We start from the raw sequence: 16,933 nt of genomic DNA, 5'->3' as shown, positions 1-16,933 counted from the left end.
GCGCCGCCGCCGGGTCGGGCCTGCGCTTCGGCCCCGACCCGTCGACGTCGTCACGCTGCACGATCGGCGGGATGATCGGCAACGACGCGTGCGGGAGCCGCTCGCTGGCCTACGGGCGCACGGCCGACAACGTGGAGGCGCTGACCCTGGTCACCGGAACCGGGGAGCAGCTGGTCACCACGCGCTCCTCGGGCCATCGCGGCTTCGCTCCCGGCCGGCTCCGGCTCAACGACCTGATCGACGCCGACCTGGCCCTGCTGCGCACCGAGCTCGGTCGCTTCGACCGGCAGGTCTCCGGGTACGCGCTGCACCACCTGCTGCCCGAGCACCGCCGCGACCTGACCCGCGCTCTGGTCGGCTCCGAGGGCACCCTCGGCGTGCTCACCGAGGCGACGGTGCGCCTGGTGCCCGACCCCGCGCACCGGGTGCTGGTGGTGCTCGGCTACCCGGACATGGTGACCGCGGCCGAAGCCGTCCCTGCCCTGCTGCGCCATGAGCTCAGCGCCTGCGAGGGATTGGACTCGCGGATCGTCGACGTCGTCCGCGCTCGGCGCGCCGTGCCCGACCTGCCACCCGGTGCCGCCTGGCTCTTCGCCGAGCTCTCCGGCGACGACCTCGCCGAGTTGGAGCACCGCGCCCTGCTGCTGGGCGCCGACGCCGCGCCCGCCGGACACCGGGTGGTGCTCGAGCCCGCCGAGATGGCGGCGCTGTGGGCGATCCGTGCCGACGGCGCGGGGTTGGCCGGACGCAGCCCCGCCGGGCTTCCGGCCTGGCCCGGCTGGGAGGACGCGGCCGTGCCGCCCGAGCAGCTGGCCGGCTACCTGCGCGGCTTCGAGGAGCTGCTCACCGAGCACGGCCTGACCGCGATGCCGTTTGGGCACTTCGGCGAGGGCTGCGTGCACGTGCGCCTCGACTTCCGCCTCGACCGCCCGGACGCCGCCGACCGGGTGGCCGCGTTCGCCGAGGCGGCGGCGAGCCTGGTCGCCGCACACGGCGGCTCGCTGTCGGGCGAGCACGGCGACGGCCGAGCACGCAGCGCCCTGCTCGGGCGGATGTACTCGGCCGAGGCGCTGCGGCTCTTCGGCGCGGTGAAGGCGATCTTCGACCCCGACAACGTGCTGAACCCCGGCGTGATCGCCGATCCTGCACCGTTGCGCGACGACCTGCGCCTGCCCGGGGTGCTCCCCCGCGGCCGCACGCCGTTGCGGCTGGCCGACGACGAGACCTTCAGCGAGGCGGTGCACCGCTGCACCGGGGTCGGCAAGTGCCGGGTCCGCAAGCCCGCGGCGGAGACCGTGATGTGCCCGTCGTTCGCGGCCACCCGCGACGAGGTGCACTCCACCCGCGGCCGGGCACGGGTGCTGCAGGAGATGATCGACGGCGGCCTGGAGGGAGGCTGGCGCGACCCGGCGGTGCACGACGCACTCGATCTCTGCCTGTCCTGCAAGGGCTGCGCCTCCGACTGCCCGACCGGGGTCGACATGGCCACCTACAAGTCCGAGGTGCTGCACCACAGCTACCGGCGCCGGCTGCGGCCACGCTCGCACTACACGCTGGGCTGGCTGCCGCGTTGGGCCGACGTCGCCGCCCGGCGCCCCCGGCTGGCCAACCGGCTGGCCACCTCCTGGCTGACCAGGCGGCTCACGCTCTGGGCGGCCGGCGTCGACGCGCGACGCTCGGTGCCGCGATTCGCCAAGGCCACCTGGCGCCAGAGCGAGCCCGCGCCGGTCCACGACGGCGTTCCGGTGGTGATGTTCGTGGACAGCTTCACCGACCACTTCGCGCCCCGCGTGGCCCAAGCCACCCGGGACGTGCTGGTGCGCGCCGGCTTCGCCCCGACGACGGCCGACGAGCAGGCCTGCTGCGCGCTGACCTGGATCACCACCGGCCAGCTCGACGCGGCACGCTCACGCCTGGAGCGGACCGTCGAGCTGTTGCTGCCCGCGGCCCGGGCCGGCACCCCGATCGTCGGCATCGAGCCGTCCTGCACCGCAGCACTGCGCCACGATGCCCCCGCCCTGTTGGGCACCGAGGAGGCACGGATCGTGGCGGACGCCGTGGTGACCCTGGCCGAGCTGCTGACGCGGACGCCGTCCTGGTCGCCGCCGATCCTGGCCGGCACCACGGTGATCGCGCAGCCGCACTGTCACCACCACGCCGTGCTCGGCTGGGAGGCCGACGCCGCGCTGCTGGCGCGCACCGGCGCGGAGGTGGTGCGCCTGGGCGGCTGCTGCGGGCTGGCCGGAAACTTCGGCGTCGAGCGTGGGCACCACGAGGTGTCGGTGGCGGTCGCCGAGCTGCAGCTGCTGCCGGCACTGGCGGACCGTCCGCATGCGTTGGTCCTGGCCGACGGCTTCTCCTGCCGGACCCAGGTCTCCGACCTCGCCGACCGGCCCTCGATCCACCTCGCCGAGCTCCTCAATGTGACCTGAGCGCTCGGAAATCGGCCGCAGAACCGCCGTCAGGTCACATTGAGCGCGGCGCGGCGCAGGTCAGCGATGACGGCACCCGGCGCCAGCAGACCGGCCACGGCGACGATGGGGCGCCGCCAGCCGGCGCCACTCAGGGTGAACTGCACGGCGACGTCGGTGCCGCCGTCGTCGCCGTCGAAGGTGAGCTCCAGGGTGGCCGAGACGCCGCGCCAGTGGCCCACCTCGGCCCACCGCACGCCCGGCTCGTAGATCGTGGTCCGCATCCGCGGCCGCAGCCCCGGCCAGGTGACGTCGATCCACTCGGCGTGCGGGCCGTCGACCGGGTCGGAGAGCGGGACGACGGCGCGCAGGCTCGACTGCCACTCGGGGCGTCGCGCCGGGTCGCTGAGATAGTCGAAGGCAGCCTGCGGGGAGCACGGGAAGTGCACCACCTGGCTGCTCATCGGCTGCTCGTGACTCAGAACCGCAGACCGGTGAGGGTCTCGTAGGCCTCGACGTACTTGGCGCGGGTCAGCGCGATCACATCCTCGGGCAGCAGCGGCGGCGCCTCGCCGGAGGCCTTGTCCCAGCCCGAGGCCGGCGAGGTCAGCCAGTTGCGCACGATCTGCTTGTCGTAGGAGGCCTGCACCTTGCCCGGCTCCCACTCGGCGGCAGGCCAGAAGCGCGAGGAGTCCGGGGTCAGCACCTCGTCGGCCAACACGATCGTGCCGTCCGCGCGGGCGCCGAACTCGAACTTGGTGTCGGCCAGGATGATCCCGCGCTGCCGGGCCAGCTCCTCGGCGCGACCGTAGATGTCGAGGGTGGCGGTGCGCAGCGCCTCGGCGACCTCGGAGCCGACCACGGACACCACGGCGTCGAAGGAGACGTTCTCGTCGTGGTCGCCGACGGCCGCCTTCGCGGCGGGGGTGAAGATCGGCTCCGGCAGGCGGGAGGCGTCGATCAGCCCGGCCGGCAGCTCGACGCCGCAGACCGCACCGGTGGCCTGGTAGTCGACGAGACCGGACCCGGTCAGGTAGCCCCGGGCCACGCACTCGACGGGGAACATGTCGAGCGACTCGCAGATCACCGCGCGGCCGCGGACCGCGTCCGGGACCTCGATCGAGATGACGTGGTTCTCCACGCCCAGCTGCTCGAACCACCACAGCGACATCCGGGTCAGGATCTCGCCCTTGTCGGGGATCGTGCTCTCCAGCACGTAGTCGTAGGCGCTGATCCGGTCGCTGGCGACCATCAGCAGGCGCCCGGCGTGCTCGCCGACGTCGATCCGGTAGAGGTCACGGACCTTGCCGGAGTGCAGGTGCGTGGTGCCCGGGATCGCGGGAGCGGCCGGAATGTTGAGATCGCCCATGGTGCGAGCCTAGCGAGGAGTCGGCCCGGCCCACGACTCGCACCACTAGGGTGGACGCATGCCCGTCGTGAAGATCAATGCCATCTCCGTTCCGCCGCAGGCCCACGCCGAGCTCGAGCGCCGCTTCGCCGCTCGGGCCGGCAGCGTCGAGGGCTCGCCCGGCTTCCTCGGCTTCCAGCTGCTGCGCCCGACCGCAGGCGAGGAGCGCTACTTCGTCGTCACCCAGTGGGAGGACGAGGAGTCCTTCGCCGCCTGGCGTGACGGTGACGCCCGGGCCGCCCACTCCGGCGAGCACGGCAAGCCGGTGGCCAGCGGCGCCCAGCTGCTGGAGTTCGACGTCGTCCTCGACGTCCGCCCGGAGTCCTGACGCCCCACCCGACCAACTGCAACGAGCCGCGTTCCCCCTCGGGGGTGAGGGAACGCGGCTCGTGCCTTTGGGGGCCGTCCGCGGCGGGCCCTGTCTGCCCGCCGCGGAACGGTCATGCGCCGATCAGGTGCACAGGATCGGGATCGGCAGGATGCAGATCGGCAGCTGCGGCAGGTTGCCGAAGATGCCGTCGAGGATCGACTCCACCAGGTCGACGACGGCGGTCACCAGGTTGGTGATCACGCTCGGGTCGACCGCGCCCGGCAGGAAGAAGTCGCCACCGCCCAGGCTGGAGAGCTGAGCCACCACCTGGGAGATCAGCTGCGCCAGCACCTCGGGGCTCGCGGAGCCACCGAGCAGCGCGGTGATCTGCTGCGGGGTGAACTGGCCACCGAGCAGGGAGAGCAGTGCGGTCGGGTCGGCGGAGATCGCGTTGAAGCCGGCCAGCAGGTCGGCCAGGGCCTCGGAGTCGAACGCCTCGAGGATCTCGGCGGGGACCAGCGAGCTCATCAGGGCGAAGAGCTGCTGGGCGTCGAACGCGTCGCCGCCGGAGCCGGCAGCGGTCGCCAACAGGGAGAGCAGCGCACCGACCTGGGCCGGGTCGAGCAGACCGGTCAGCGCGTCGAGGCCGGTGGCGAAGAGCTCGAGGAACGCGGCCGGGTCCGTCGGCATCGGGAAGCTGCTGCCGGCCAGGGCTGCGAACTGACCGAGCACCTCGGTGAACAGGGCTGTCAGCGCGGCCGGGTCGCCGAGGCCACCGAGCAGCGCGGTGATCTGGTCGGCCGAGAGCAGGCCACCGAGCAGCTCGCTGAGCACGGCCGGGTCGAGGTCGCTGCTGTTGAAGCCGGCGAGCAGGTCGGTGAGCTGGGCGTTGCTGAGCACCGGCACCGAGGCGCCGCCGCCGAGCAGGTTGACCACGCCCTGCAGCTGGCTCTTGTCGATCGGGGTGCCCTCAGCGCCGCCGACGCCGGAGCCGCTGAGCTTGGTGAGCAGCGCGAGCAGCTGGCCGAGACCCGCGGTCTCGTTGTCGACCGGACGGTCCGCGCAGGCGCTGGCCCGGGACTTCTCGGCCCTGGACAGCGAGCTCCGCTTGGTCCGCAGGGCCTTCTGCTTGGCCTTGAGGTTGCGCTTGGCCTTCTTGACCAGCTTCGCCTTCTTGGCCTTCTTGACCTTGGCCTTCTTCGCCTTCTTCAACTGCTTCTTCGCCTTGGCGACAGCCTTGTTGGCGGTGGCGACCGCCTTCTTCTGCTTCGCGACGCTCGACTGCGCGGATGCGCAGGCCGCCGGGTCAGCAGGCTCCGCGTTCGCCGCGCCCGCCGTCGTCAGCAGCGGCACAGCCGCCACGCCGAACGTGAGCGCCATCATCACGATGCCCACAAGAACACGCTTCACAGCGTTCATTTCCTGGCTCCTCCCCAGATCCTGACTCCCGGACATCATTGACGTCCGCCGGGGCTTTGAGGAGGGAGAAGGCGAAGGTGTGGCCGGTCGGAGACGGCGCATGGCCCGAACGGGCCATCTCGCGGTCTCCGACCGGTCGTGGGCCCAGTGGCGTGGGTCGGAGGTTCCGGGATGGTTGGCGTGCTCGGGGTGCGTGCATCGCAAGGCGGAGGACCGAAGGCGGGCCGGAGGCCCGTCGAGTGTTCGACAACGCCGCGAGGTGCGTGCCCCGAGTGCGCGAACCGCCCAACAACCTCCGACCCGGGCCACTAGGTGCGAGTGGCCGGGACGTCGTCGTCCGGCTCGGACGACGGCGCGCTGTCCTCGGCCGAGGGCACCACCGGGTTGGTCGGCGAGGTGCCGTTCTCGTCGTGCACGATGGCGAGCGCGAACTCGTCGCCGTGCGTCTCGACGCCGGTGACGACGGCCGCCTGGACCCGGTCCAGGGCGTAGGCGCGGCGCACCATCAGCGGGTCCTTGCGCAGGTCCTTCACCAGTGCCACCGCGATCCCGATCATCACCAGCAAGAACGGCAGCGCGGCGATGATGGTGATGTTCTGCAGGCCTTGCAGGGCGTCGTTCTCACCCTCTGCACTGGACTTGGAGCCGACCACCAGCATGATCGCAGCGACCGCTCCGGTCGCCGCGCCCCAGAAGACCACATTGAGCCGCTTGGGCTCGATCGCGCCGCGCTCGGAGAGCGAGCCCATCACGATCGAGGCGGCGTCCGCGCCGGAGACGAAGAAGATCGCCACCAGCACCATCACCAGAATGCTGGTGACCTGCGCGATCGGGTACTGGTCGAGCAGCTCGAAGAGCTTGCCGGTGGTGGACGTGCCCAGGTCGGCACCGTTGTCGGCCTCGAAGATCGCGGCTCCGCCGAAGATCGCGAACCACAGCAGGCTGACCACGCTCGGCACCAGCAGCACGCCGGTGACGAACTGGCGGATGGTGCGACCCCGCGAGATGCGGGCGATGAACATGCCGACGAACGGCGTCCAGGAGACCCACCAGGCCCAGTAGAAGACGGTCCAGCCGCGCAGCCACTCGGCCGTCGCCTCGCCCTCGGCGCCGGTCCGGCCGGCCATCGTGCCGAACTGCTGGAAGTACTCGCCCAGCGAGGTGGGCACCATGTTCAGCATGAAGATCGTCGGGCCGGCGACGAAGACGAAGAGCGCCAGGACCAGCGCCAGCACCATGTTGATGTTCGACAGGTACTGGATGCCGCGCGAGACGCCGGAGACCGCGGAGATGATGAAGCAGATGGTGAGCACCACGATCACCATCACCAGCAGGGTGTTGGTGACCTCGCTGGCGCCGCTGACGATCTGGTAGCCCTCGGCGATCTGCAGCGCGCCGAGGCCCAGCGAGGCCGCCGAGCCGAAGAGGGTGGCGAAGATCGCGAGCATGTCGATGACCTTGCCGACCGGGCCGTCGGCGCGCTTGCCGATCAGCGGCCGGAAGATCGAGCTGATCAGCTGCACGCGGCCCTTGCGGTACATGCCGTACGCAACGGCGAGGCCGACCACGCAGTAGATCGCCCACGGGTGCAGGGTCCAGTGGAAGAGGGTCTGCGCCATGGCGACCTCGGCGGCGCGGTCCGGGTCGGCGCCCGGGATGCCGTTCTCGAAGTAGCCGTGCGGCTCAGCAGCGCCCCAGAACATCAGGCCGATGCCCATGCCGGCGCTGAACATCATCGCGACCCACGACGACGTGCGGAACTCGGGCTCCTCGTCGTCACGGCCCAACGGGATCTGTCCGAATCGGCCCAGTGCCAGCCACAGCACGAAGACGACGAACCCGGACGAGGCCAGCACGAAGAGCCAACCGGTGTTGTCGACGACCCAGTCGAGGGCCTTCGTGGACCAGGTCAGCAGACCTTCGGTGTCGGCGGCTCCCCAGATCAGGAAGGCGATCGCGAAGGCGGCGGTGACTCCGAAGACGACGGGGTCGAAACGGCCGCGCTGCTTGGTCTCGTCGATCGGCGGGAAGTCGAGGGCTGGGTGCCGCTTCGTACGCGCCTTGAGGATCGTGCGGGCTTGCTGGGATGGACTGGACTTCGCTTTCTCAGCCATGAATATCAGTAGGCCGTCTGGGCCTTCCCCCTTAGATATTGGACGGTTACAACCACCTGACTCAATCAAGGTGCGGTCCAGTCTGCAACTCTGACCTGCGAAAACGCGGTTCGACAGGCCTGGGCAGGTGACCGGCGCCACCCCCACATGAAGCGGCGCCAGCCACCCGGCGGCCTGCTCGACGGCGACCGCTTACCTGGACATTATGCCGTTAAGTCGTAATTCCGACATCCCGCCCTGACGGGAGGCGCCGAGATGCAGACGAGCCCGGACCGAAGTGGTCCGGGCTCGTGCGTCAGGCGTCGGTCAGAGGATCGCGCCGGGGTTGTACGCAGCGGCGTCGGGGTACTTCGCGGCAACCGCCTCGACCTGGCGGACGACGGCCTGGACCTGGTCGACGGCGGCACCGGTGAAGGTGATCGGGTCGGCCACCAGGGCGTCGATCTGGTCACGGGTCAGGCCGAGGCGCTGATCGGCAGCCAGCTTGGCGAAGACGTCGTTCTCCACCTGACCCTGGCGCATCGCCAGCGCGGTGCCGACCGCCGCCTCCTTGATCGCCTCGTGCGCGGTCTCGCGACCGACGCCGTTGCGCACCGCGCTCATCAGCACCTTGGTGGTGGCCAGGAACGGCAGGTAGCGGTCCAGCTCACGCTGGATCACGGCGGGGAACGCACCGAACTCGTCGAGCACGGTGAGGAAGGTCTGGAAGAGGCCGTCGACGGCGAAGAAGGCGTCCGGCAGCGCGACCCGGCGCACCACCGAGCAGGAGACGTCGCCCTCATTCCACTGGTCGCCGGCCAGCTCGCCGACCATCGACAGGTAGCCGCGGGTGATCACGGCCAGGCCGTTGACCCGCTCGCAGGAGCGGGTGTTCATCTTGTGCGGCATGGCCGAGGAGCCGACCTGACCCTCCTTGAAGCCCTCGGTGACCAGCTCGATGCCGGCCATCAGCCGGATCGTGGTGGCCAGGTTCGACGGACCGGCGGTGAGCTGCACCAGCGCGGAGAGCACGTCGAAGTCCAGCGAGCGCGGGTAGACCTGGCCGACCGAGGTCAGCACGTTGTCGAAGCCGAGGTGCGCGGCGACCCGGCTCTCCAGGTCGGCCAGCTTGGCGGCGTCGCCGTCGAGCAGATCGAGCATGTCCTGCGCGGTGCCCACCGGGCCCTTGATGCCACGCAGCGGGTACCGCGCGATCAGCTCCTCGACGCGACGCAGGCTGACCAGCATCTCGTCGGCGATCGTCGCGAACCGCTTGCCCAGGGTGGTGGCCTGCGCCGCCACGTTGTGCGAGCGGCCGGCCATCACGGTGGCCTCGTGCTCAGCCGCGAGCCGCCCCAGGCGGGCCAGGGTGGCGACCGCGCGGTCGCGGACCAGCGCCAGGCTGGAGAGCACCTGCAGCTGCTCGACATTCTCGGTGAGGTCGCGCGAGGTCATCCCCTTGTGGATGTGCTCGTGACCGGCCAGCGCACAGAACTCCTCGATCCGCGCCTTCACGTCGTGGCGGGTGATCCGCTCACGCGCGGCGATGGAGCCGAGGTCGACCTGGTCGATGACGGCCTCGTAGGCCTCGATGACGCCGTCCGGGATCTCGATGCCGAGGTCCTTCTGCGCCTTCATCACGGCGATCCAGAGCTGACGCTCCAGCACGATCTTGTGCTCGGGCGACCAGATCGCGGCGAGGTCGGCGGCGGCATAGCGGGTGGCGAGGACGTTCGGGACGGTCATCAGGGAGTCCTTCTTCGGTGGGTCGAGCTTCGTGCCGTGCAGGTCGTGCGAGACGTCGTCCGGTCGGTGGCAGCGGGTGCTCCTTGGGACGACGTCGTGGGTCAGCCGAGCAGCGAGCCGCCCTCGATCACGCCGAGCGGCTCGGCGGCGATGTCGGAGCGGCGCTGCTGGCCGTCGAAGGAGATCAGGTCCGCCGCGGCGTAGGCGCGTGCCCGGGCGTCGGCGACGTCGTAGCCGACGGCGCGCACCGCGAGCACCCGGCCGCCTGCGGTGATCAGGTGCTCGTGGTCCTCGTCGGGACCGGCCGGGCGGATCGCCGTGCCGGCATGGATGACGTCGACGTCGCTGACGCCGTTGGCCACGCCGGCGCCGCTGATCACGTCGCCCTTGGACGAGGACTCGGGGTAGCCGGCCGAGGCCAGAACCACGGTGACGGCGGCGCCGTCGGCGAAGGTCGGTGCCGGCACCGCCGCCAGGTCTCCCTCGGCCGCGGCCTTGAGCAGGCCGCCGAGACCGGAGGTGAGCAGCGCCAGCACGGGCTGGATGTCCGGGTCGCCGAAGCGGGCGTTGAACTCGATCACCCGCGGGCCGGCCTCGGTCAGCGCCAGGCCGACATAGAGGCAGCCGCGGTACTCCGCGCCGCGCTTGCGCATCTCCGCGAGCGTCGGGTTCACCACCTGTTCGATCACCGTCTCGGCGAGGTCGGCCGGCGCCCACGTCAGCGGCGAGTAGGAGCCCATGCCGCCGGTGTTCGGGCCCTGACCGCCGTCGAAGATCCGCTTGAAGTCCTGCGCGGGCTGCAGCGCGTACCCGGTGGTGCCGTCGCAGACCACGAAGACCGAGCACTCGGGGCCGTTGAGGAACTCCTCGACGACGACCCGGCCGCAGGCTTCGGCGTGGGCCAGCGCCTCGGCGCGGTCCAGGGTCACCACGACGCCCTTGCCGGCCGCCAGCGCGTCGTCCTTGACCACGTAGGGAGCGCCGAACGCGTCGAAGGCGGCCTCGTACTCGGCCGTGCTGGTGCAGGTGCGCGACCCGGCGGTGGGCACGCCGGCGGCGGCCATCACCTCCTTGGAGAAGGCCTTCGACCCCTCGAGCATCGCGGCGTCCTGGCGCGGCCCGAAGGTGGTGACGCCGGCGTCGGCGAGCGCGTCGACCACGCCCGCCACCAGCGGCGCCTCGGGGCCGATCACGACCAGGTCGGCACCGAGCCGCTGGGCGAGGTCACGGATCTGCTCGCCGTCCATGATGTCGACGTCGTGCAGCGTGGCGAAGGCGCCGATGCCCGGGTTGCCGGGGGCAGCGTGCACCTCGCTGACAGCAGGGTCGCGGGAGAGGGCGAGCGCCAGTGCGTGTTCGCGGCCACCGGTACCGATCACGAGGGTCTTCACGTGCCGAGATTCTATCTGGCCGCGCGCCCCGCCCGAACCAGCGCTCATTCCTGCCGAGGGGACATTGCTGCGCCCTCGGCACCCTGGCGGCGGTGACGAAGCCGACCTACCCTCGAAGACGTGGTCCGGGTACTCGCCATCGCCGACGAGGAGGCGCCTGCGCTGACGCCCGAGCGGATCAGCACCCTGGACGTCGACCTGGTGCTGGCGGCCGGCGACCTGCCGTGGGCCTACCTCGAGTACGTGGCCTGCGCGAGCGACCGCCCCCTGGTCTTCGTGCCCGGCAACCACGACCCCGAGATCAGCCCGGGGCACCTCAATCGCAACGGGATGTGGGTGCACCACGGGGTGCCCACCGAGGAGCCCCGCCCGATCGGCGGGCTGAACGCCGACCTGCACGTGGTCGAGGCGGCCGGCCTGCGGATCGCCGGCCTCGGCGGCTGCGTGCGCTACCGCTCCGGGCCCCACCAGTACGACCAGCGCGAGTACGCGAAGCGGGCACACCGCCTGCTCCGCGCCGCCAGGCACGCGCCGGTCGACATCCTGCTCACCCACGCGCCGCCGTCCGGGCTCGGGGACGGCGACGACCCGCCCCACCACGGGATCAAGGCGCTGCACGAGGTGATCGGAGCCCTCTCCCCCACCTGGCACCTGCACGGGCACATCCATCCGCACGGCCACCCGCAACCGGACCGCGCCCTGCCACCCACCACGATCGCCAACGTCATTCCCTACCGCGTTCTCGAGGTCGAGCCGAAGGAGGGCGGCGATGTACAACAGCGGCTCGCCGCGCGCTGACGCCGAGGCCGACTTCCTGCGGGCCAGGCGCCAACAGGTGCTGAGCTCGATCGCCGGCCGCTTCCGTGCCACCGACGACCTCACCTCGCTGCTCTCCTTCGACGAGGTCGTCACCGCGCTCGGCTACCGCGGCGAGAAGCGCCTCGGCCGCCTGGTGATCCCACTGGAGCGGGTGGTCGGCACCGTCGACAAGACCCGCGACTTCGACCGCGCGTTCCGGCCGACCTCCGGCCGCGCACGCAGCCGCTGGGAGCGGATCTCGCAGGCGTTGCGGCGCGGCGAGGAGGTGCCGCCGATCGACGTCTACAAGCTCGGCGACCTCTACTTCGTGCGCGACGGGCACCACCGCGTCTCGGTCGCCAAGTCCCTGGGACTCGACCTGATCGAGGCCGACGTCACCGAGATCCGCACCGAGATCTCGCCGCAGGGGATCAGCGTGCGCGGCGACCTCGACCGCCGGCACTGGCGCCGGATCTTCCTGGACCGGGTGCCGCTGCCTCCGGCGGCAGCAGCCGAGTTCGACGTCGCCGACCCGCACTCCTACCACCGGCTCGCCGAGCTCGTGGAGGCCTGGTCGGCGCGGCGGATGCATGCCGAGCAGCACTATCTGAACCGCACCGAGTGCGCCGAGCTCTGGTACGGCGAGGAGTACCTGCCGGTCCGCGCGCTGATCGAGGACGCCGGCCTGGGACGCGCCGACGAGCTGCCCGCCGACACCTACCTCCGGGTGGCGGCCGAGCGCTATGAGCTGACCCGTGAGCACACCTGGGACGTCGACGTCCTCGACGAGCTGGCGCGCCGCGGACGGCGGCGTGGCTGACCTCCCCGGTGGGTCAGCCCGCTCCGGTGGGTCAGCCCTGGTCGCCCACCACCGGATCCCCCGCGGCGCGGTGTGATCCCTGGCCGTTCGATCCGCCGTCCGCTGCGCCGCTCGCTCCGCCACTCGCCCCGCGCTCGGCGGTGCCGTCGGCGGTGAGGTTCGTTCCCGTCTCCGCGTCGAAGACCTGCATCCGGGTGGTGTCGATCAGCAACCTGGCCCGCTGCCCCGGCGCCACCCGCGAGTCTGCGGAGAGCCGAGCCGTGACCTGCGTCCCGGAGCCCTGCATGTCCTGCCCGACGTCCTTCGCGAGCTCGTCCAGGTCGGCGGCATGGGCAGCCCCACCGACCGTGAAGTAGGCGTACACGTCGGAGCCCATCGACTCCACCAGGTCGATGCCGACCTCGACCTCCGTGCCGTGCGCGTCGCCGGCCAGCGTGGCGTCCTCGAAGTGCTCGGGGCGCAGGCCGACGATCACCTCCTTGCCGCTCGCCGCCTCGACGGCACGACGCACCTGGTCCGGCATCTCGATCCGGCCGAGGCCGGAGTCGAGGGCGCCGCCCTCGATGGTGGCGGGCAGGAAGTTCATCGACGGGCTGCCGATGAAGCCGGCCACGAACAGGTTCGCCGGGCTCTGGTAGAGCTCGGTCGGACTGCCAACCTGCTGCACCACGCCGCCGCGCATCACCACCACCCGGTCGCCGAGGGTCATCGCCTCGGTCTGGTCGTGCGTCACGTAGACGGTGGTCGTACCCAGGGTCTTCTGGATCCGGGAGACCTGGGTGCGCATCTGGACCCGGAGCTTCGCGTCCAGGTTCGAGAGCGGCTCGTCCATCAAGAACGCCTTGGGGCTGCGCACGATCGCCCGCCCCATCGCCACCCGCTGGCGCTGGCCGCCCGACAGGTTGGCCGGCTTGCGGCTCAGGTGCTGGGTGAGCTCGAGCATCTCCGCGGCCTGGTGCACCTTCTGCTTGATGGTCGCCTTGTCGACTTTTGCCAGCACCAGCGGGAACGCCATGTTCTCCTCGACCGTCATGTGCGGGTAGAGGGCGTAGGACTGGAAGACCATGGCGATGTCGCGGTCTTTCGGCGCCCGGTCGTTGACCCGGGTGCCATCGATCAGCAGATCGCCGGTGGTGATGTCCTCCAGCCCGGCGATCATGTTGAGCGTGGTCGACTTCCCGCAGCCCGACGGACCGACCAGGATGATGAACTCGCCGTCGGCGATGGTCAGGTTGAAGTCCTCGACGGCGAGGGCGCCGTCCGGGTAACGCTTGACGACGTTGTTGAGAACGATCTCGGCCATGGCGCTTTCCCTTTCAGGTCAGGGCCTCAGCCCTTGACCGCTCCCGAAGTGAGACCGGCGACGATCCGGCGCTGGAAGAACAGTACGAAGATGACGATGGGGATGGTGATCACCACGGCTGCCGCCGCGATCGCGGCGAACGGCTTCTCGAACGTGGTGGCGCCGGTGAAGTAGGACATCGCCGCCGGCACCGTGCGGGCGTTGTTGGTCGACGTCAGCGAGATCGCGAAGAGGAAGTCGTTCCAGCACGCGATGAAGACCAGGATCGCGGTGGTGAAGACGCCCGGCATCGCGAGTGGGGCGATCACCTTGCGGAACGCCTGATACGGCGTCGCGCCGTCCATCTTGGCCGCCTTCTCCAGCTCCCACGGGATCTCCCGGAAGAACGCCGAGAGGGTGTAGATCGCCAACGGCAGCGCGAAGGTGATGTACGGCAGGATCAGGCCGAGCCAGGTGTCGAAGATGCCGATGGCGGTCTCGATCTTGAACAGCGGCGTGACCAGCGCGATCTGCGGGAACATCGAGATCAACAGGCTGACCGCGACGATCGTGCGCTTGCCGGGGAAGTCCAGACGGGCGATCGCATAGGCGGCCATCGTGCCGAAGAGCAACGCGACGAAGGTGGAGATCAGGCAGATGCCGATGGAGTTGATCAGCGCCCGCACGAAGTCGTCGTTGTCGAAGATCTGCCGGTAGGCGTCGTCGGTGTAGCCCTTGGAGGGCAGGTAGCTGCCGTCGTTGACGTCCTTCTTGAATGACAGCGAGACGATCCAGACCACCGGGACGAAGGCGTAGATCAGCACCACCAGGTTGACGAGGCCCCAGCCGACCTTGCGGCCGGCTGTCTCGGTCTGCGCGGTCATCGCGACTCCCCTTCCCCGGGAGCCGCTGCCCCGAAGAGCTTGATGAAGATGAAGGCGATCAGTGCGATGGTGAGGAAGATCAGCACTGCCATCGTCGATCCGATGCCGAGGTTGAGGCCCCGGATCAGGTTGTTGTACGTCAGCATCGAGACCGACGACGTTCCGTTCGCACCACTGGTGAGCACGTAGATGTTGTCGAAGATCCGGAACGCGTCCAGGGTGCGGAAGAGCAGTGCGACCAGGATCGACGGCTTGATCAGGGGCACCGTCACCTTCCAGAACCGTTGCCAGGCATTGGCTCCGTCCATCGAGGCCGCCTTGAGCAGGTCCTCGGGCACCAGCGCCAGGCCCGCCATCAGCAGCAGCGCCATGAACGGCACCGTCTTCCAGACCTCGGCCAGGATGATGATCGCCACCGACGGCCACTTCTCGGTGAGCGGCGCGTCGCCGAACGGGCCCCAGCCCGCCAGGTAGCCGATCCCCTCGCTCCAGGCGAAGCGCCAGGAGAAGGCCGCCACCACGGTGACGATCGCGTACGGCACCAGCGCCGAGGTGCGAACCAGCCCGCGGCCGACGATCGTGCGGTGCATGACGATCGCCAGCATCATCCCGAAGACCAGCTCCAGCGCGGCGCCGACGACGGTCATCAGCATGGTGATCGAGAAGGCCTCCCACCAGATCGGGCTGCTGAGCACGGTCACGTAGTTGCCGAGGCCGACGAACTCGTTGTCGTCCGGGGTGCGGAGATCGGCACGGAAGAAGGAGAGGTAGAAGGCGTAGAGGATCGGGTAGGCGGTGACGATCAGCATGGTGATCACCGCCGGCGCGCACAGCAGCATGCCGAGGCGGCGCTCCTGCCGCTTGCCCTCGCTGTGCCGCGCCTGGGCGATCCGCGTTCCTTCCGCCGCCTGCGTCGGATGGGTGATGCTCACGGCAGGATCCCCTTTCCGTCCAAGGCGTCCTGGATCGCGCTCTTGAGATCGTCGGTGGTGGAGTCGGGGTCGATGTCACGTGGCGGCGACATGGTGTTCGACAGCACCGTGGAGATGTTCTGGTAGAGCGGCGTCACCGGCCGTGGGACGGCGGTGTCGAGCTCCTCGAGCATCTCGGCGTACATCGGGTAGACCTTCTGGAACTCCGGGTCCTCGTAGATCCTCTTCATCACCGGCGGCTCACCGGAGTCGATCGCCACCGCCAGCTGCGCCTTGTCGTCACGCAGGCACATCGCCGCGTCGAAGGTCTCCTCGGGATGCTTGCTGTACTCGCTGACCGCGAAGTTCATCCCGCCCAGCGTCGCCCGCGGCGGCTCGCCCTCCGCGAAGGCCGGCAGGATCGCCCAGCCCAGATCCTCGGCGACCTCGGGGGCCGCGCCCCGCATCGCACTGAGCACGTAGGGCCAGTTGATGATCATCGCCGCCTCGCCGTTCTGCAGCTGGGCGAAGACCTCCGGCTCCTGGCTGTTGGAGAGCGAGGCGCTTGCGGCGTCACTGCGCGCGAAGTCGCGCAGGATCTCCAACGCCTCGGTGGTCGTGTCGTCGATCGTCACCTCGGTGCTGTCCTCGTTGACGATCGTGCCGCCGAGCGAGGAGAGGATCGTGTTGAAGGCGACGACGTAGCCCTCGTACTGCGCTGCGGTCAGGCCGACCTTGTGCGGCTTGCCCTCCTGCTCGAGCTGGTCGGCGATCTCACGGACCTCGTCCCAGGTGGCGGGGGCCTCGGGCACCAGCGACTTGCGGTACCAGAGCAACTGCACGTTGGTGTGCTTGGGGATCGCGTAGAGCTTGTCCTTCCAGGTGGCCGTCTGGATGGGGGCGTCGAAGACGTCCTCGGTGGCCGCCTCGGCCTGCTCCGGCGTCAGCTCCCGGATCCAGCCGGCCTCGGCGAACTCGGCCGTCCAGGTGACGTCGAGGCCGAGCAGGTCCATCTGGTCGTCCTTGGCCGCCAGCCGACGAACCAGCTGCTCCCGCTGGCCGTCCGCGTCCGAGGGGAGCAGGTTGCCCTTGATCTCGTAGGCCCCTGCGGCCCGCTTGTTGCAGTCGGCGATCACCTTGTCGAACCCGGCTGCCGAGGCGAAGCCGTAGAGGTTGATCACCGGTGGCCCGCCATCGTCGCCGCCGCAGGCGACCAGGGTCGAGCCCGCCAGCACTGCGGCTGCCGCCGCGCTGATCGTTCGTCGTGGACTCACGTGCACCTCCCGTGCCCAGCCCGAACCGGACAGACTGTGGCGTGCATCACAGTCAGGATTTGAAGTTAGCCCTGTTCGGGGTGGCGCGCAAGCACCAGGTGAGGGACGCGACGGTCAGTCGTTGGTGAGCCACACGGTGACGTCGCGGGGCACCGCTCCATCCTCGGTGAGCTCGGCGCTGGCGGC

The 16,933-nt window shown here is 70.3% G+C and carries 14 protein-coding genes; 4 read left to right on the top strand and 10 right to left on the bottom strand.

All coding sequences use genetic code 11. The features are described 5' to 3' along the window. On the top strand, positions 1-2,432 hold a 2,432-nt coding region (locus ABD151_RS17735; protein WP_343996139.1), incomplete at its 5' end, for an FAD-binding and (Fe-S)-binding domain-containing protein. Positions 2,433-2,461: 29 nt separating this feature from the next. Here ABD151_RS17735 and ABD151_RS17730 read toward each other — a convergent pair. Together ABD151_RS17730 and ABD151_RS17725 are read right to left on the bottom strand one after the other, a co-directional pair. Beyond that, entirely contained in the window at positions 2,462-2,875 is a 414-nt protein-coding gene (locus ABD151_RS17730) for an SRPBCC family protein (RefSeq protein ID WP_343996138.1), read from the bottom strand. Positions 2,876-2,889: 14 nt separating this feature from the next. Further along, complete coding sequence (locus ABD151_RS17725; protein ID WP_343996137.1) at positions 2,890-3,780, bottom strand: phosphoribosylaminoimidazolesuccinocarboxamide synthase; 891 nt, start codon at positions 3,778-3,780, stop codon at positions 2,890-2,892. 58 nt (positions 3,781-3,838) lie between these two features. Between ABD151_RS17725 and ABD151_RS17720 the strand changes: the two genes are divergently transcribed. Next, a complete protein-coding gene (locus ABD151_RS17720) occupies positions 3,839-4,147 on the top strand; it encodes an antibiotic biosynthesis monooxygenase family protein (protein WP_343996136.1) in 309 nt (102 codons plus the stop codon). Between the two features lie 123 nt (positions 4,148-4,270). Here the strand turns inward: ABD151_RS17720 and ABD151_RS17715 are convergent, their stop codons facing one another. The 4 genes from ABD151_RS17715 to purD all read right to left on the bottom strand — a co-directional run bounded on the left by ABD151_RS17715 (position 4,271) and on the right by purD (position 10,778). Continuing rightward, positions 4,271-5,548 carry a hypothetical protein gene (locus ABD151_RS17715; RefSeq protein ID WP_343996135.1) on the bottom strand — a complete coding sequence of 426 codons (1,278 nt, stop codon included), beginning with the start codon at positions 5,546-5,548 and terminating at the stop codon, positions 4,271-4,273. Between the two features lie 308 nt (positions 5,549-5,856). Then, positions 5,857-7,662 (bottom strand): BCCT family transporter, encoded by a 1,806-nt coding sequence (locus ABD151_RS17710; protein ID WP_343996134.1) that lies wholly within the window; start codon positions 7,660-7,662, stop codon positions 5,857-5,859. A gap of 306 nt (positions 7,663-7,968) precedes the next feature. Continuing rightward, the gene (purB, locus tag ABD151_RS17705; protein ID WP_343996133.1) at positions 7,969-9,387 is read right to left on the bottom strand and encodes an adenylosuccinate lyase; all 1,419 of its coding nucleotides are present in this window, start codon (positions 9,385-9,387) and stop codon (positions 7,969-7,971) included. 101 nt (positions 9,388-9,488) lie between these two features. Then, positions 9,489-10,778, bottom strand: a complete 1,290-nt coding sequence (gene purD / locus ABD151_RS17700; RefSeq protein ID WP_343996132.1) for a phosphoribosylamine--glycine ligase — start codon at positions 10,776-10,778, stop codon at positions 9,489-9,491. A 120-nt stretch (positions 10,779-10,898) separates the two neighbouring features. On the opposite strand from purD, the gene ABD151_RS17695 reads away from it, so the two are divergent. Both ABD151_RS17695 and ABD151_RS17690 read left to right on the top strand, forming a co-directional pair. Continuing rightward, positions 10,899-11,576, top strand: a complete 678-nt coding sequence (locus tag ABD151_RS17695) for a metallophosphoesterase family protein (protein WP_343996131.1) — start codon at positions 10,899-10,901, stop codon at positions 11,574-11,576. Beyond that, positions 11,548-12,396, top strand: a complete 849-nt coding sequence (locus ABD151_RS17690; RefSeq protein WP_343996130.1) for a chromosome partitioning protein ParB — start codon at positions 11,548-11,550, stop codon at positions 12,394-12,396. The genes ABD151_RS17695 and ABD151_RS17690 overlap by 29 nt, the downstream gene beginning before the upstream one ends. Positions 12,397-12,427: 31 nt before the next feature. On the opposite strand, the gene ABD151_RS17685 is transcribed toward ABD151_RS17690, so the two are convergent. The 4 genes from ABD151_RS17685 to ABD151_RS17670 are packed head-to-tail and all read right to left on the bottom strand — an operon-like array spanning position 12,428 to position 16,747. Next, positions 12,428-13,699, bottom strand: coding sequence for an ABC transporter ATP-binding protein (locus ABD151_RS17685; RefSeq protein ID WP_343996129.1), 1,272 nt, complete (start codon positions 13,697-13,699; stop codon positions 12,428-12,430). A 26-nt stretch (positions 13,700-13,725) separates the two neighbouring features. Beyond that, positions 13,726-14,562 (bottom strand): carbohydrate ABC transporter permease, encoded by an 837-nt coding sequence (locus ABD151_RS17680; RefSeq protein ID WP_343996128.1) that lies wholly within the window; start codon positions 14,560-14,562, stop codon positions 13,726-13,728. Next, entirely contained in the window at positions 14,559-15,494 is a 936-nt protein-coding gene (locus tag ABD151_RS17675) for a carbohydrate ABC transporter permease (protein WP_343996127.1), read from the bottom strand. Before ABD151_RS17675 ends, ABD151_RS17680 begins: the two co-directional genes overlap by 4 nt. Then, entirely contained in the window at positions 15,491-16,747 is a 1,257-nt protein-coding gene (locus tag ABD151_RS17670; RefSeq protein ID WP_343996126.1) for an ABC transporter substrate-binding protein, read from the bottom strand. Before ABD151_RS17670 ends, ABD151_RS17675 begins: the two co-directional genes overlap by 4 nt. Positions 16,748-16,933: the final 186 nt, after the last annotated feature.

This window comes from Nocardioides dubius, assembly GCF_039528155.1.
GTDB classification, from domain to species: Bacteria; Actinomycetota; Actinomycetes; order Propionibacteriales; family Nocardioidaceae; genus Nocardioides; species Nocardioides dubius.
The sequence above is the reverse complement of the archived record's forward strand: the minus strand, read 5'-3'. Positions and strand labels throughout refer to the sequence as shown.

Excerpts from the sequence above, each read along its gene's own strand:
- ABD151_RS17680 (WP_343996128.1), bottom strand. The coding sequence starts at position 14,562 with ATGACCGCGCAGACCGAGACAGCCGGCCGCAAGGTCGGCTGGGGCCTC.
- ABD151_RS17715 (WP_343996135.1), bottom strand. The coding sequence starts at position 5,548 with ATGAACGCTGTGAAGCGTGTTCTTGTGGGCATCGTGATGATGGCGCTC.
- ABD151_RS17720 (WP_343996136.1), top strand. The coding sequence starts at position 3,839 with ATGCCCGTCGTGAAGATCAATGCCATCTCCGTTCCGCCGCAGGCCCAC.
- ABD151_RS17710 (WP_343996134.1), bottom strand. The coding sequence starts at position 7,662 with ATGGCTGAGAAAGCGAAGTCCAGTCCATCCCAGCAAGCCCGCACGATC.
- purB (WP_343996133.1), bottom strand. The coding sequence starts at position 9,387 with ATGACCGTCCCGAACGTCCTCGCCACCCGCTATGCCGCCGCCGACCTC.
- ABD151_RS17725 (WP_343996137.1), bottom strand. The coding sequence starts at position 3,780 with ATGGGCGATCTCAACATTCCGGCCGCTCCCGCGATCCCGGGCACCACG.
- ABD151_RS17690 (WP_343996130.1), top strand. The coding sequence starts at position 11,548 with ATGTACAACAGCGGCTCGCCGCGCGCTGACGCCGAGGCCGACTTCCTG.
- ABD151_RS17730 (WP_343996138.1), bottom strand. The coding sequence starts at position 2,875 with ATGAGCAGCCAGGTGGTGCACTTCCCGTGCTCCCCGCAGGCTGCCTTC.
- ABD151_RS17685 (WP_343996129.1), bottom strand. The coding sequence starts at position 13,699 with ATGGCCGAGATCGTTCTCAACAACGTCGTCAAGCGTTACCCGGACGGC.